General features: G+C 32.2%; 13 protein-coding genes. 7 read left to right on the top strand and 6 right to left on the bottom strand.

What is annotated here, in order from left to right; all coding sequences use genetic code 11:
• Positions 1-239: 239 nt before the first annotated feature.
• On the bottom strand, positions 240-1562 hold the full coding sequence (locus tag ACIDC4_RS06950; protein WP_412042358.1) for a BNR repeat-containing protein: 1323 nt from the start codon (positions 1560-1562) through the stop codon (positions 240-242).
• A gap of 445 nt (positions 1563-2007) precedes the next feature.
• Here ACIDC4_RS06950 and ACIDC4_RS06955 point away from each other — a divergent pair, with 445 nt between their 5' ends.
• The 5 genes from ACIDC4_RS06955 (at position 2008) to ACIDC4_RS06975 (ending at position 6961) form a co-directional block, all read left to right on the top strand.
• Positions 2008-2409, top strand: a complete 402-nt coding sequence (locus ACIDC4_RS06955) for a hypothetical protein (protein ID WP_412042359.1) — start codon at positions 2008-2010, stop codon at positions 2407-2409.
• A gap of 2 nt (positions 2410-2411) precedes the next feature.
• Positions 2412-3149 (top strand): helix-turn-helix domain-containing protein, encoded by a 738-nt coding sequence (locus tag ACIDC4_RS06960; RefSeq protein WP_412042360.1) that lies wholly within the window; start codon positions 2412-2414, stop codon positions 3147-3149.
• Between the two features lie 159 nt (positions 3150-3308).
• A complete protein-coding gene (locus tag ACIDC4_RS06965; protein WP_412042361.1) occupies positions 3309-4199 on the top strand; it encodes an alpha/beta fold hydrolase in 891 nt (296 codons plus the stop codon).
• Between the two features lie 482 nt (positions 4200-4681).
• Positions 4682-4873, top strand: coding sequence for a cold-shock protein (locus ACIDC4_RS06970; protein WP_412042362.1), 192 nt, complete (start codon positions 4682-4684; stop codon positions 4871-4873).
• Between the two features lie 579 nt (positions 4874-5452).
• Positions 5453-6961: an ATP-binding protein gene (locus tag ACIDC4_RS06975; RefSeq protein WP_412042363.1), complete on the top strand. Its 1509-nt coding sequence runs from the start codon at positions 5453-5455 to the stop codon at positions 6959-6961.
• Positions 6962-7140: 179 nt separating this feature from the next.
• On the opposite strand, the gene ACIDC4_RS06980 is transcribed toward ACIDC4_RS06975, so the two are convergent.
• The gene (locus ACIDC4_RS06980; RefSeq protein WP_412042364.1) at positions 7141-7971 is read right to left on the bottom strand and encodes a M57 family metalloprotease; all 831 of its coding nucleotides are present in this window, start codon (positions 7969-7971) and stop codon (positions 7141-7143) included.
• Positions 7972-8507: 536 nt separating this feature from the next.
• Here ACIDC4_RS06980 and ACIDC4_RS06985 point away from each other — a divergent pair.
• The gene (locus ACIDC4_RS06985) at positions 8508-11222 is read left to right on the top strand and encodes a S8 family serine peptidase (protein WP_412042365.1); all 2715 of its coding nucleotides are present in this window, start codon (positions 8508-8510) and stop codon (positions 11220-11222) included.
• A 70-nt stretch (positions 11223-11292) separates the two neighbouring features.
• Positions 11293-12324: a hypothetical protein gene (locus tag ACIDC4_RS06990; protein ID WP_412042366.1), complete on the top strand. Its 1032-nt coding sequence runs from the start codon at positions 11293-11295 to the stop codon at positions 12322-12324.
• A 37-nt stretch (positions 12325-12361) separates the two neighbouring features.
• Here ACIDC4_RS06990 and ACIDC4_RS06995 read toward each other — a convergent pair whose 3' ends face one another.
• The 4 genes from ACIDC4_RS06995 to ACIDC4_RS07010 form a co-directional block, all read right to left on the bottom strand.
• On the bottom strand, positions 12362-13288 hold the full coding sequence (locus ACIDC4_RS06995) for a helix-turn-helix domain-containing protein (RefSeq protein WP_412042367.1): 927 nt from the start codon (positions 13286-13288) through the stop codon (positions 12362-12364).
• A 55-nt stretch (positions 13289-13343) separates the two neighbouring features.
• Entirely contained in the window at positions 13344-14354 is a 1011-nt protein-coding gene (locus ACIDC4_RS07000; RefSeq protein ID WP_412042368.1) for an NADP-dependent oxidoreductase, read from the bottom strand.
• A 1-nt stretch (position 14355) separates the two neighbouring features.
• Complete coding sequence (locus ACIDC4_RS07005; RefSeq protein WP_412042369.1) at positions 14356-15123, bottom strand: SDR family oxidoreductase; 768 nt, start codon at positions 15121-15123, stop codon at positions 14356-14358.
• A 102-nt stretch (positions 15124-15225) separates the two neighbouring features.
• Positions 15226-15816: a TetR/AcrR family transcriptional regulator gene (locus ACIDC4_RS07010; protein WP_412042370.1), complete on the bottom strand. Its 591-nt coding sequence runs from the start codon at positions 15814-15816 to the stop codon at positions 15226-15228.
• Positions 15817-16002 lie beyond the last annotated feature (186 nt).

Consider the following 16002-nt stretch of genomic DNA (forward strand, 5'->3'; position numbering starts at 1 on the left):
AAAGAATAAGCTCCATTAGAAATAAAAAATCGGGTTCACAAATTTAGATAACACCATATAAGACAAGAGGGACATTACAATAAAACAGAAGGGTCATATCAATATAAACCAATAAAAATGCTTAAATAAGGTTAAATTACAGCTCATTTCATTATTTTTAAATTAAAATACTGTGAAAGCAAAAAAAAATACTTTAGCTAAAAATTGTATTTATTTTTCCTGAAATGATTATTTATTTGTCATTTGGGTAACTTTTGCACTTCTAAAACCTGTACCATTTGAGGCGCTGCTTTTGCCAATCCTTCTCCGTCTGCCTGACTTACATTTTGCGAAAAAATATGCAATTGCTTTTTTTGTTCCCAAAGTTCTTTATCCAAATTAGGTTCCCATTGTCCTACTGTAAATTGGCTAATATCTTGTAGTTTCCATTCTTTGTTTTTTAGATTGGTATATCCCAATGTTATTTTATTGTCTCTTTCTTCATCTCTAAAAAGTAAATACAACATCGATTTATTGACCAAAATTTCAGGACGTGAAATCGGAATTCTTTTTGTTCCTCCGCCTCCTAAAGAAAATGGATTTACATGAAAATTGGTGTTAATCAGATTCCATTTTCCGTTAGATAAATACACTACTTTATATTGCGGAATTCCGTTATTATCCCAATAAGTAGCAATATAAGGGTTACCCTGATCGTCAACGGTCATTGCCGTTTGATTGATCAGACTGCTGTTTTGAGGTATTTCCCAGGCCTGTTCTGCCGTAAGCTTTGTAATAGGCAAAGTATATTTTTCTTCTGTAGATTTCTGCCATGTTTTTCCTCCATCGGGAGAAAAGGCATAACAAAGATTGTTGTTCGTCGACACATCCCAGCTTTCCCTCCAAACCCATGAAATGTAAATTCCTTTTTTACCTACAAACATTTGCCAGTAAGCACTGCGTTGATTTTCGCCATCAATTAAATTATTTTGTAATGATGTCCATTGCTGTGTTTTTACATCAAAAGATTTTATAATCATATTGCCTCTTCCTGAAGCTCCGGAACGGTAACAAAACAGTAATTTTCCGTTAGGTAAATTATGGAATTCAGGATAGGTTACTTTCGATTCATCCTCTCCCGTCATAGGCTGCTCTTCTCCTAATTCTAAACTAAATGCCTTTTTGCTTCGGGCATAACGCAAATGTGTATCATGATGATCCCAGCTTACATGAAGATAACCTTCGCTATCAATGGCGATACTAATATCATTATGAGCATCTTTGACATTGCCTTTATAAGGAGTAATTACGGTCTCCCATTTTTTTGAATTTAAGTTACGTTTTGCCAAAACCATCCTGCCCTCAGGATCATAATAGGCTGTATATTGCAAACCTTTAAAAGAAGTTAGTGCGCTGTTCCTGAAAATAACGGTATTGACAGAATTATTGCTCCAGCCCAAACCAACTTCAGTTGCTGTGACTTTAAGCTGTGCATTAACACCAGAAGGAAAAAATGTCATGGCCAAAAACAAGCGTATGACTAGTAAATTTCTATTTAAACCGGTACTTGAGGTAGTATTCATCTTTATTTTCGAATATAAAATCATCAATTATTAACGCCAATAAAAAAAGATCTGCTTAAAAAAATCAAAATAAAATATTGAATCTGTTTTTTTACATTCTCTTTATTGCTTAATTAACAAATGTAGTTACTACATTTATAAATATAAGCCAGTACCAACCAGTTTTTAAGTTTATCTACCAGTTATAGTCGAATTATTATGTATGTTCCAATTTTAAGGGACAATAATTACCTGAAAAACAATTGTTTTGTAGTTTTTGAAAATTCAGTTATTATGTATCCCAATTTCTTGTAGATTTGCGAAACCCTATATTTTTCTGCAAAAGCAAAGGGTTCAGTTGTAAAAAAAATGGGCGCTGAAACATCAAAAAATCAAGACTATTTTTGCTTATTATATTAATTTAAGAAAATGTCAAACATTCACAACATAAAAAAAATGCTCTTATATGGATCAACTGATTAGCTACTTTGTTGCAGGAACAGCTTTATTATTGGCATTTTTAATCTTTGCAAATATTAATCCGGTTAGTACCAGAGTTAACAAATGGTTTGGTTCTTTTATTTTTTGTATTTTTCTTATTCAGTTTAATGATCTATTAGAAAAAACTGAGTTTATGAAAACAAGAATGCTCCTTAATGATTTTTTGGGTATAACCGATTTTATAGTTGCTCCTGTTTTCTACTTTAGCGTAATTTATTTTATGCAGCCCAATAGAAAATGGAGGCGAAAAGATAATTTTCATTTTGCTTTTGCTTTTGTAATGCTGGTATTGCTTTTACTTTCGTTATTGATTGAAGTTAAACATCCGCCAACAGCAACTGATAAAAAAATGCCGCTATCATCCTGACTGTGTTTAATCTGTTTTTTTGTATTCAGGTTGTTCCTTATTGTATTTCGGCTTATAGAAAAATTGCAGCCTATCAAAAGAATTTGTTTTTATATACTTCAAATACAGCAGCAATTAATCTAAAATGGTTACAAAAAGTAGTGATTTGTGTACTGATGATAACGGGACTTTGGTTAATTGACAATGTCTTTAAATTAGCCAAAAACAATACTTTATTCGACCATTTTGCAAGTCTTATTTATCTTTTGGGTATTTTTTACATTGCTTATTATTCTTTAAAACAAAAAGAAATTACAGAACTTAATCAGCAGGAAAAAAAGGAAATCGATGTTATTATAAAAGAGAATTCCGGTGTAGAAAGCAACCCCAAAAAACTAATTTCTGATCTTGATTTACAAGAAGCAAAATCAGTTTTAATTGACGTGATGACCAATAAAAAACCTTTTTTGGATCCTGAATTGAGTTTATTCAAATTAGCTTCTCAATTGGATATCCCATCTCATCAGCTTTCCTATGTCATCAATAAAGGTTTTAATGAAAACTTTTATCAATTTGTGAATCGGTACCGAATCGAAGAAGCAAAAAAAATGATTCTGGATCCCAATATGCAGCATTTAAATATAATAGGAATTGCTTTTGAGGTTGGTTTTAATTCTAAAACCGTTTTTAATACTACCTTTAAAAAAAGTACCAGCCTGACCCCATCTGAATTTAAAAAACTAAATCTCGTTTTAGCATAAATTTATAAAATGCTATTTTATTTTTTTCAGATAAAGATCATGTAGCGTATAGTCAATTTTAAAATAGGTTCTGATTCATAAATCAGAACTTTTAAATGGTAAATGATGCTAATATTTGTATCGAATTTACCTTAAAAACTAAAAAAAACTACAATGGTCTTGAAGAAAGAAATACAAAAATTAAAGCTAAACCCAATCATTACAATTCGACTACTACTTATTTTGCTTGTCTTTACATCTGCCTTTTCTTCTATCTCCTGCTCAGACGATGATAAAAATCAAAATAAGGAATATCCGGGAACTACAGTAGATTTAGGAACACATAAACTAATGGCATATTCGGTATCAAAACAATCAAAATATTTGGTTGTTTTTAAATCAGGTCACGGCAATGATCATACATCCTGGTACAGTACAGGAAAATCCTCAGAAATCGTATCTATATCTGATTTTTTAGATTCAGATGTTGTATTGTACGATAGAGCAGGTTATGGAAAATCAGGATTTAATACTGAACCCAGGGATATTAGAAAATTAAGAAGCGAACTTGAAACAGTAGTGAATCAATTTGCAAATGGCAGAAAAGTTGTGCTCGTAGGACATTCGTTAGGAGGCTTAATTATTAGAGATTTTGCTATTAAAAACCATGAGAAAGTGGCCGGATTAGTATTTGTTGATGCTTCGCACGAAAAGTACAATCATTATTCGCAAGAACAAATAGACCTGTTTTACAGTAATTATAAAACAGCCTATGATTCAAATTCAGGAATAGCATTAGAAACCCTGCAGTTAATTGAAGATTTTAAATACTCGGCAACATTACCTAATTTACCTGACGTTCCCGTTATTGCCATTACAAGCATGAAAACAGATGCCGAACATAATCTGGCCGATAGGCAGCTATGGTATGACTCTAAAGAATCTCTTAAGGCCGGCGTAACTGATTTTACTCATATTACTACAATAAAATCAGGACATTTTATTCAGCTTGAAGAACCTAAACTTGTGTTGGATAATATCAAGAAAATAGTATCAAAACTTCCTATTTAAAAATAGTAAATCAGCTTTTTATTTTTGGGTTAAAGATTTTATACTGAAGACGTTCATTGAATCATTATGAGAAATTATATAACAACAAATCATATGCATATAAGATAATGATATGTTTAAGTCGCATCTTTGACCTTTCAATTAACCTCCCTATTAATTCTGTAAAGTTCATTTTGCTAAGGCAAAAAATATCTTATATAAATAGTTCTGCAGTGTTCATTCCAAGAACTACTATTCTGTGTTTATTTATTTTTTAATTCAGTATCATATTGAGAAAAATTTTAAGTAGACATAAAATGGAAGATTATGTTTATTATGGACGCCCGTCTGATATGTAATGTATCTGGCGGGTTTTTCATTTATAATTCTTAATGAAGAAAAAATATCTTTACGCACTTAAAGTTAATAAAAACATAATTAAAAATTATTTTCTGACTTTCTATTTTTTAATAGGCTACATTTGCCAAAATTAAATATTTAATATGCAAGAAGGTACAGTAAAATTCTTCAATGAAGAAAAAGGTTTCGGATTTATTACACCAAATAATGGAGGAAACGAAGTTTTTGTTCATGTTTCAGGTCTATCAGAAAATATTCGTGAAAACGATTCAGTTCGATATGACATAGAAGAAGGCCGTAGAGGTCCAAACGCAGTAAACGTAATCATAGCATAACATACTATAGAACTAGTTTATAAAGCACCTGTCTAAAGCAGGTGCTTTTTTTATTTTACCTCATTAAGAAAATCTTATTCTCATTGATGTAAATGATTTCCTTTGGATGTATGAAATCAGTACCACTCCTGCTCTACTGATATTGTTCTCCTGATAATTTTCCAACTATTTGTCCTAAACGGCAATATCAATTTCTTTACTGTTGCCAACGATTACAATAGTATTCCTTTTTTTCAAGATTTAAATTAGGCCCAGCATCAATGGCTTATTGAATCCTTTTTTCAAAAAATCAGATATTATTTATTAAATTCTACACGAATTACAGTCCGTTTTATGAAGTAAAAATTGGAATGTTAAAAATGCACATTGTTTAAGATTTTTCTATAAACCCTAAACAAAAATGTCTCTTTTTTACTTAACTTCGTTAGTCACCGTTAATTCTATTACTTATAATGTCTTCACATTTATAAATATGAAAATTATTGGAATTGTGATATACTACAATGAATTCATGTAACAGGAAACTTTTAAAAACCAATAGCTTCGCAATACAAACTATATCAATCAATCCTAACCGTTATGTATCAAAATTCAAGGCTTTTACAAAATATAATTGACTCGATTCCGCTGCCCATTGGGGTATATGTGGGAGATAATCTTAAAATTGAATTGGCTAATGCATCCATGATCAAAACCTGGGGCAAAGGAAATGATGTACTTGGAAAAACCTATCTTGACGTTGTTCCGGAAATTGAAAAACAACAAATTTTGGATCAGGCATTAGGTGTACTAAAAACTGGAATTGCTTTTCATGCGAAATGTCAAAAAGTAGATCTGGTGATAGAGGGAACCATGATGGAGCATTACTTCAACTATAGTTTCATTCCCCTATTTGATGATAAAGGACAAGTTTATGGCGTTCTCAACACTGGTAGTGATGTAACCGATTTACAATTGGCAAAAGAAGAAATACAAAATTCGAACGAGATGCTTACCATGGCTATAGACGCTTCAGGAATTGGGAGTTATGAAATAGACCTTGCTACAAAAAAAATTAAAACCTCAGGTAATTTCAATACTTTGTGCTGTATTGAAAACGAAGCAACCAATGAAGATTTAATTGCAAAACTTCATCCGGATGATCTGCCTGCACGCGAAAAAGCACATGAGGAAGCGGAAATAAGCGGAAAAATATGCTATGAGGCGCGCATTGTAAATGAGAACCAATCAGCACGATGGACCAAAATTAATGGCAAGATTATAAAGGATAAAGAGGGCAATCCAAAAACTGTAATTGGAATTATTCAGGATATTCATGAACAAAAGGAATTTGAAGAAGAATTAAAAAAACAGGTTACCTACCGTACAGATGAATTAACGCGATCTAATAATGATCTTATGCAGTTTGCCAGCGTAGTCAGTCATGATCTGAGAGAGCCATTACGTAAAATTAAAATTTTCAATACTCTTTTAAGAAATGATATAGAAAGTGATGTTAATGAAAAATCCAGAAAATACATTCATAAGGTCAGTCAGTCTGCTCAAAGGATGGAAAATATTATAGAGGGAATTTTGACCTATTCTACCTTAGATAAAACGCTGCAGATTATTGACACCATAGATCTCAATGAAGTAATTGAAAATATAAAAATAGACCTTGAACTGGTAATAAAAGAAAAAGATGCTATTTTAATAACCTGTGATCTTCCTGAAATAGAAGGAGCACCTATTTTAATCAGCCAGCTTTTCTATAATTTGATACAAAATGCCCTGAAATTCTCGAAAGCAGATCAGCCGCCAAGGGTTATTATAACCAGCACTATGGTAAAAATTGATGGTGCCGATGCAGTGCAGATTACTATCAAAGATAATGGTATTGGACTTGATGCTGAATTCGCCGAAAAAATATTTACAGCTTTTGAAAGACTGCATTCTAAAGATCATTATGAAGGCAATGGTCTCGGACTCGCACTATGCAGAAAAATCGCCAAAAGACACAACGGAAAAATCACCGCTACCGGAGAAAAAGACAATGGTGCTGAATTTACTGTTACTCTCCCTTTGAGACAGACAGTAGATACTATATAAAATTGCTGTTTTGCTTTTTTTAAATATTATTGCGAAAATTATTTCGCCAGCAATTAAGTATAAAATATTGATGGGAAACAACAAGCTGTTTTACAACAAATTATCAAATAAAATAGAGGCTGCTTCATAAATTATGAAACAGCCTCTTATATTTTGTAAAGACAACTCTAAATCAACTTTTAGTATAAATAATTCAGAGCTGTAACATCGTTAGCATTAAAAGCTCCTGTCTCGTTTGAACCGAAACATGCTCTCATGTAAGAAGTCGCATCATATCCTGAAGGTGTTCCAGGTATTTGGATCGCTCCAACACCAGCTGTTCCTTCGTTTGAATTTTGTCCACAACTTTGACGGCTGAACCAGTCTGTATGACGTAAACCAATACAGTGACCAATTTCGTGTGCCGCTACGTGTGCGTTTACTCCTGTTGAGTAAGTATCTAATCCAGAATACAATGTAACTGAATTATAAGGATTTCCACCAGTAGGGAAACCTGCTACTCCACCGGCAGATCCGGTTTGTCTTCTTACAACAATGTTTGCTCCCGAAGTACTTGAACTAAAGGTCAATGTAAAGTTGATAGACAATCCTAAACTATTGTATCTGTTTATAGCGGCTTGCAATCCTGCACGCATATTTGTAGTCAGAGCGGTTGTGCCAGTCCCTGATAATCCAACTACTTTAATAGTTTTTGGAGCTGTTACTAAATTTGTAGTACGATATTGTTCTGTTGTAATACCACCGTGAAGATCCATATTTTTTAATTGTTCTTCAGTCACGATGATATCTCCTTCTATCAGGAAAGCATCCTCAGTAGTACCATCTAATTTAGTGTTCTTAATCACTTGTACATCTGATGTATTTAGTGAAAGTGAACTCAATTTATTTAACACTTCTGGCGTTACTTTAAGTGATTCCTGATTGGATTGATCTGCAACATCTTCTTTGTTACAAGACACAATTGTTAGCGCTATAAATGACAGGGCTAAAAGTGATTTAATTTTTTTCATAATAGGTTTAAATTTGGTTGTTAAAATAAGTTGATAAATTTGGGTCTTCACAAAATATTTGTAATATTCACATCCAAATTTAGATAATTTTAGTATTAAAATACTTATAGATTAATATTTTAACACTATTTACCCGATAATCGCATAAAGCTATTCATGATAATTATCTTACAACTGCTCTAAGCCCAGTAAAATCAGTAAGTCAATACAAATCAACCTATTATATATTATAATGCACTTTATTTTCTGTTTTGTTTAATGATGTGTCAAAAATGATTTTACTTTCTTTTGTATTTAAAAAGAGAATAATTCTAATAATAATTTTGAATATTTTGAATGAAATAAAAACGCATAATTTTATTACAAATAATTTAATAACTTTGAATACCTACAACGGATAAATATTTTAGATCGAAATCATTAAACGAAAATTTCATCTTCTATTTTTCTCAATAAAGAAGTAATAAAGAGTTGCCAAAGTCAATTTTTGTAAGATTGATCATTAATATTTACAATTGCCCCCAAATCTATAGTAAATGAAGAAACACATTACTTTTCTCTTTTTTATAATCACCACAATCAGTCTCTCACAGAGTTCTGACAAATGGAAACAATACATAAAAAAAGAAAACAAAATAAAATTTGAGAAATACTATCTTACAACTTTAGAAAATGCACATCAGAACCAATACAAGGTGGTGAAAAAACTAGATACCATTTTTTGTATTGTCGAAAATGAAAACTTAAGATCAAATCTTACATCAAAAAAGAATACTCCCGTTAATAATTTATGGAAATTACCCTCTAATTTTTCAACTCATACCCAAGACAAGCAGTATATAATTGCAACTGATACCATCAAAGCGCTGATTACTGACTTGAAATCAATAAATATTTCTGATATCAGGATAGTAGACAACCATCTTGTTCTGATAAAAAGTGATTCTAAAAAAATTCTTGATGAAATTATAGCGTTAGAAAGTGTTTCTTCTATTTCGCAGGAAGCATTACAGCCCAAAGGCGAATCTAAAATAATAGATCAAAATTTCAGCATCAATGCTATCAATAAAGCCAATACGAATTTTCCTTTTTTAAATGGTGAAAATCAAATTGTAGCCATCAAAGATGATCTTTTTGATGTGAATGATATTGATCTGATAAATAAACATATTCTCTCTACAACCGAATCTGCAATTGTCTCCAGCCATGCCACAGCCATGGCCACTATAGTTTCCGGATTAGGAAATACTTCTGCATTAGGAAAAGGAGTTGCTCAAAAGGCCAAAATACTCTCCTCTGACTTTTTGAATATTTATCCTGATGAAGTAGCCACTTTGCAAGGTGCTGCTACTCAAAATCATTCCTACGGAACAGAGATTGAAAATGTATATGGTTCGCTGGCTAATGCATATGATCTTCAATTATTCTCCAATCCTGATTTGACGCATTGTTTTTCCTCTGGAAATACCGGTCTGCAGGGTTACAAATCTATTACGGGTAATTTCAAGCAATCCAAAAATAGTCTTGTAGTGGGCTGTATTGACCAAAACGAGGTCATTATGTCATTTTCGTCCAAAGGTCCTGCCTATGACGGTCGCATAAAACCGGAGTTAGTTGCCTTTAGTACACAAGGAACTTCAAATTCTACAGCAATAGCGACAGGAATTATTACGCTTATGAAACAGCATTATAAAACCTTAAACAATACCTTTTTGTCTAATGCCCTGACCAAAGCTATTTTAATAAATAGCGCCAAAGATTTAGGTAACACAGGGCCGGATTTCACCTATGGTTATGGCAATATCAATGCTGATAAAAGCTTAAAAACCATTAGCGAAAACCGATTTATAGTGGCGAATTTGACATCCGGTCAGACCAATTCACATCGTATTACGCTTCCGCTAAAGGCAAAAAACTTAAAAATCACATTAGTATGGAACGATTTGCCCGCTCCAATCAACAGTAATATAAGTTTGGTAAACGATTTAGACCTTGAAGTTATTTCGGCTGACAACACTACTTTTTTACCCTGGATTCTTAATCCTGATACTCCTCAGCAACAAGCTGTAAGAGGAAAAGATAAAATCAACAATATAGAGCAGGTAACTATCGAAAATCCCGCATCAGGATCTTATACGATCAACGTTATGGGTTCATATCTATCGAATGCATCTCAGGAATATAGTATCGCTTACGAATATGAACTGGAAAATCAATTTGAATGGAATTACCCGATTACTAATGATAATTTCCCTTACGATGGCAAGAAGATTTCGCCTTTCAAATGGAATTCTTCTTTTTCTGGCAGCGCCGGACAATTGTCTATAAGTTATAATAATGGGCAAACCTGGGAAATTATCGCAGCGAATATAAATCTGGATAACGAACAATTTACTTATGCTCCTGCAGAGAAAAAATTTTCGAAAGCAAAATTAAAAATGACCATTGCTAATACTGATTATATCTCGGACAGCTTTACGATTTCTTATGATTTAAATATCAGTACCAGCTTAGTTTGTGATGGCACAACAGAAATTAATTGGGACAAACCTTCCGATGTTGCTTCGTTTAATATTTATCAACTAACAGAAGATCATCTAGAATTTAAAGAAGAAACAACAAACACTACTTATGCCTTTACTGATGGGAAAATCTACACTGTAGTTCCTGTATTTGACAATAACGAAGGAATAAAAAGTGAGTCGACATTGCCATATGCTCAAAACTCGAATTGTTATTTCGAATTGACTTTTGCAGAAGTTTTTGAGGAGAATAAAATAAAAATTGATGCCAGTCTTTTCAGCTTGTACAATATCAAAAAAATTGAGTTGGTTAAAATAAATAATAATACCGAAGCTGTTATTAGCACAATGAATGACATCAATTCAAAAACATTCTCTTTTCTAGATTCCGATCCTATAAAAGGCACCAATAAATACAAAATCAATATCATTTTAGAAAACAATACTATAATAAGCTCTCTTATTGTTGATGCTAATTATTTAGGCAATGATTTGTTTTTTGTTCACCCCACGCTATTAAGCAAAAATGAAGAATTAAATATCGAAGCCAAAAAAGAGGAAAACGCTACTTTCTATTTGTATACGATTAACGGACAAAATACGATTACTTCTCCTCTACTTTCTAAAACCAATAAAATCAATCTAAAAAATACTGCTTCAGGAATTTATATCTACAAAATAATTACCAACTCAGGTGAAACTCAAACAGGGAAAATTGCTGTTTTTTAAGACTTTTCATTATATACTTTTAAATTATAAAATAAATTTTATCTTGCTGATAACCTAAAACCTAAATTAATTGATCAAAATTAAAAACAAACTAGCTGTAATCATTTTATGCCTCATTACTTTTTCTTCTTGTAAGAATGATGAAAAGACTCCTGTCAAGGAAATAAAAAAAGAAAACAAAAACACTGAAGAAAATAACGACGAAATAAAAAGAACAGCTACTATATTCTCTCTTGACAATGAGAATAATACCGAAATAATTAAAATATCAGGCAGCGATGTTAGCGAAGAAGATAATTTTTTGCTTGTTGGTCATAAAAATATATTGATAGTTTCAAAGTATAGAAAAAATAAGGGGAGCCAACAATTAATTCAAAATGATACTTTGCTAATAAGTGACTATAATCATGTCACAATCGATAAGCAACATTTTTCGAAGAAAAAAATTCAAAATATAGATTATTTTCTATTCGCATTGATGGAATCTCCTTTAGGCAATGGAGATCCTGGATTATATTTGAGTTTCATCATGTTAAATAGGAATACCTTACAATTTTATACCTTAAAATATATTGGAGAACCTACTTTACGATCCGAGAATGCTGTCGAGGGTGAATTCTTAGAAAATGTAGCATTAGATCATAACATTACAATCAAAAAAGAATTATATCAGTTTGCTCAAGAAAGTAAATGGATTTACAAACCATCCGAAGAAGAAAAAGACATTAACTATTATAGAAATTTTGAGCAAAAATGGCATTTAGATAATTATCCCAAAGGTGCAGAATCCTTTTATCCTACTATTGTAAAAAGCACTTATTATTCTGAAAACTTATTTCAATATAACGGAAATTATGATGACGATCAAGTCATTGAAAATGCCGATTTTAAAATTGTTACCTATTTTCGTAATAACATTATAGGATATGATAAGAATAAAAAATTATATTTTCCAATTACTGTAGAATCATGCGCTACAGGTTGTGATAAAAAAATAGAATTTGTATCTAAACATGAAATAGAAATATCATACGAAATGAATGTACAAGAGGCCGATACCATTGATTTGAATAAAATTAAATTTAAAAATAACGCTCTGTAAAAATTTCAAACTACAACTGTGTTAGTAGAACATAATATTAAGAGCTTTCTACGCTGGATATTTCTATTAAATTGAAACTTCTAAAGTCTAAAGGTGAGATACTAGCGTGTTTTTTAAAATATTTTACAAAATAAGAATCGTCATCAAAACCAAGATGATATCCTATTTTATTGATGTTATAATCAGTATCCAGAAGCAATCTCTGGGCTTCCGCAATAATCCTTTCGTGAATCATTTCAGAAGGGCTTTTATCTAACAACTGACTCGTTAAGTCTGATAATGTTCTGGGCGATATTTGCATAAGTCGCGCATAATCCGATATCTTAAGCCGTTTTTTATAATTTTCCTCTATACTATTGACAAATTTTATTAATTGCAGCTGTTTTTTATCCTCGGGTAAAACCCTGCGCCCATCAATTGTATTCGATTTTTGCCATTTGTACTGCAACTGAATCAAAAATACTTTGAGATAACACCTTAAAAGTTCATGACTGGATTCCTTTTTATCTGTTAACTCGTTTTTTATCAGGCTTAAATATTCGTCTAAAATAAAAGTGTCGTCTGTATTAAGCGAACAGGACGGTTGTTTCTGATTATTAAACAGATTATGTTTGAAAAAAAACGCTATATCATTATTATTCTGAATGAGAAATTCTTCATTAAACTGAATTAAAACTCCTTTGTAATTGGTATTTCTATCGAAATAATGAATATCATTTTTAGTCAAAAAGAAAAGAGTATTTTCATCGACATCATATGCTTTAAAATGAACAAAATACCTGCCGCTTCCTTTTTTAAACCAAATGATCTGATAATGGTTCGCGGCATGGGCTTTCCTCCTTTTTTTATCATATTTTTTTAAATAACTATCCATTTCATACACCGAAAACTTTGGCAGATTATGCTGATATTGATTCAGATGATATTCAGCAGCATTATTAGGAGTGTCATTATTTTTTTGCATTTGCTGCGATTGATAAATTTATAATTTTGCCTCGAAAAAGTCTCAGCAGATATCATTAAAGCTTCTCACTCTTTACTTGTATTAGAACTTTGCCTTTTGCACGACCGCTTTCTACATATTCCAGCGCTTCATTTGTTTGTTCAAAAGCAAATACTTTATCAACTACAGGTTTGATAACCTGAGCTTCAACAAGATTTGTAATTTGTTGTAACTGATTTCCATCGGCTCTCATAAATAGAAAACTAAACTTAACCTGCTTTTTTTGAGCCTTGCTTCTTGTGCTAAAACTAATCAGTGCTATAATCATTTTGATATACCATGGCAATCCCAGTTCTTTGGCAAATTCAGGAGTTGGAGGCCCTGAAATAGAGATAAGCTTACCACCCGGTTTTAAAACGTTTAATGATTTTTCAAGTGTTTTTTGATCCTGGCTGTTTACTACAACATCATAACCTTTAAGTACATGTTCAAAATCATGTGTTTTGTAATCGATCAATACATCAGCGCCCAGATTTTTAAGTAATTCAAAGCTTTTATTACTGGCTGTTGTGGCAACCTGTGCTCCAAGATGTTTTGCCAGTTGTATGGCTACAGTTCCTACACCGCCTGAACCTGCCTGTATAAATACTTTTTGTCCCTTTTTTAAATCTGCACGTTCAACCAACGCCTGCCATGCCGTAAGTGCTACCAACGGGATAGAAGCTGCTTCATTCATAGAAATATTTTTCGGCTTAAACGCCACATCTTTTTCATTTACAGCAATATACTCAGCAAAAGTTCCCACATGGTAATCTGCAGGGCGCGAATATACTTCGTCGCCAACTTTAAATTTTACGACATTTTTTCCCACTTTGGTAATGATGCCCGCTACATCGTGACCCAGAATCATAGGCAGTTTATAAGGAAGCATCAATTTAAATTCTCCTTTTTTAATTTTTGAATCCAGAAGATTAACACCTGCTGAATAAACCTCAATCAAAACATCGTTGTTACCCACAACAGGATCTGGAACATCTGCAAGCTGAAGAGCTCCCTTGGTATATTTATTTATGATAAATGCTTTCATACTATTTTTTTAAAAGTTGATGGCTTTTCTTTGGGTTAATTAATTTAAAGGCCATTTTAGGAAAAAACCTGTTGATTACGTTAAATATTTTTGCATCGCCAACGCGTATTGTATAATGTTCTTTTTGAAGTCCGACGATAAGGCCTTTTACCATTTCTTCAACAGATATTTTTTTATCCTTGCGGTCTGCAGTCATTTCTGTAGCAACAAGTGGCGGAATCAGTTCAAATATTTTTACATTACTGCCTATAATCTTCAAATGTTCACGAAGCGACAGCGTGTAAAAAGCAAGTGCTGTTTTAGAAGATGAATAAGTAGCTTCTAATAGCGATGGAGCCTGACTAATTATTGATGTAGTATTTATTATCGCTGCTTCTTTTCTTGATTGAAGCATGTTCATAAAAATATTATTCAGCCTTATTACGCCCAGATAATTTACTTCCATTTCGTAAGCAGCACCATCAATATGTTTGTCATTTGCAATGCCTAAATTTGATGGCGGTACAAGTACGGCGGCGTTATTATACAAGATATCGATGCCGCCCAATTCTTTTACTTTATTAAAAAGAAGTTTCGCATCTTCTTTATTGGCTACATCACTTTGAATTGTTATGATCGCAGGATTTGTCTTTTTAGCAGCATCAAGTTTGGCCTGATTTCTTCCTGTCACGATTACTTTAGCACCAATTGCCAAAAACTGTTTTGCGGCTTCAAGCCCAATGCCGGATGCTCCGCCGGTTATCAATATTGTTTTACCTTGTATGTTCATTATTATTTATTTAAAGAGTTATTTTTTTATAATTTTCTGCTTTTTAGACTTTTTAGTCTATTTCATAATATACTTTTTAGTCTATTTTATATCAAAAAAAAATTAAATGCTATATTGTTCTAATTCAGACTTTAGACTTTTGATAAGTCCCTGCATTGGTTTTGCTGTGCCCATAACTCTGCACATTACAATACCACCTTCAACTGATGCTACTAATTTAAACGCAAACACAACAGGATCAAGTTTACTGGAAAACTCACCAATATTAATTCCTTCCTGAAGTACCCCTGCTAATTCCTGCTGACCGCTTCTAAATACTTTGGCTACTTTCTCCTTTATAATCGGGTAATTATCATCTGCTTCTACGCCAGTATTAAGTATAGGACAACCGCCGGAAATATACGTTTCGATTGGGTCTTTATAAAAATCCAAAAATGCAAACACTTTACCTTTTACAGTCTTTGCCTGATAAACCGCGGCTCTGATTCGGTCTGAAACCATTTTCAGTGATAAATCAATAACCTGCTCTGATAAGTCTTCTTTATTTTCAAAATGACCGTATAGGCAGCCCTTTGTAAGTTTTGTCGCTTCGAGAATATCATCAATATTTACCCCCGAGATACCTTTTTCATTATAAAGCGGTACCGCAGTTTCCAGTATAAATTGTTTTGTTCTTTCAGCCTTAGTAAGCATTCGTTCTTTAATTAGAGCACAAATATACTAAAAAGTATATTTATAAATAAAAATTAATAATAAATTATGTTTTATTTATTTTTTGAAAAACGTACCGCTAAAGAATTTATTACAAAAGATTTTACATTCTAGCCGTTTCAAAATTTTCTCTGGACTATGCTTTTACAAACAAAGCCTCATATTCTT

It is taken from the genome of Flavobacterium sp. C3NV (genome assembly GCF_046825355.2).
GTDB lineage: Bacteria > Bacteroidota > Bacteroidia > Flavobacteriales > Flavobacteriaceae > Flavobacterium.

Coding starts and splice junctions, on each gene's coding strand:
- ACIDC4_RS06975 (WP_412042363.1), top strand. CDS start 5,453: ATGTATCAAAATTCAAGGCTTTTACAAAATATAATTGACTCGATTCCG.
- ACIDC4_RS07010 (WP_412042370.1), bottom strand. CDS start 15,816: ATGCTTACTAAGGCTGAAAGAACAAAACAATTTATACTGGAAACTGCG.
- ACIDC4_RS06970 (WP_412042362.1), top strand. CDS start 4,682: ATGCAAGAAGGTACAGTAAAATTCTTCAATGAAGAAAAAGGTTTCGGA.
- ACIDC4_RS06950 (WP_412042358.1), bottom strand. CDS start 1,562: ATGAATACTACCTCAAGTACCGGTTTAAATAGAAATTTACTAGTCATA.
- ACIDC4_RS07005 (WP_412042369.1), bottom strand. CDS start 15,123: ATGAACATACAAGGTAAAACAATATTGATAACCGGCGGAGCATCCGGC.
- ACIDC4_RS06995 (WP_412042367.1), bottom strand. CDS start 13,288: ATGCAAAAAAATAATGACACTCCTAATAATGCTGCTGAATATCATCTG.
- ACIDC4_RS06980 (WP_412042364.1), bottom strand. CDS start 7,971: ATGAAAAAAATTAAATCACTTTTAGCCCTGTCATTTATAGCGCTAACA.
- ACIDC4_RS06955 (WP_412042359.1), top strand. CDS start 2,008: ATGGATCAACTGATTAGCTACTTTGTTGCAGGAACAGCTTTATTATTG.
- ACIDC4_RS06985 (WP_412042365.1), top strand. CDS start 8,508: ATGAAGAAACACATTACTTTTCTCTTTTTTATAATCACCACAATCAGT.
- ACIDC4_RS07000 (WP_412042368.1), bottom strand. CDS start 14,354: ATGAAAGCATTTATCATAAATAAATATACCAAGGGAGCTCTTCAGCTT.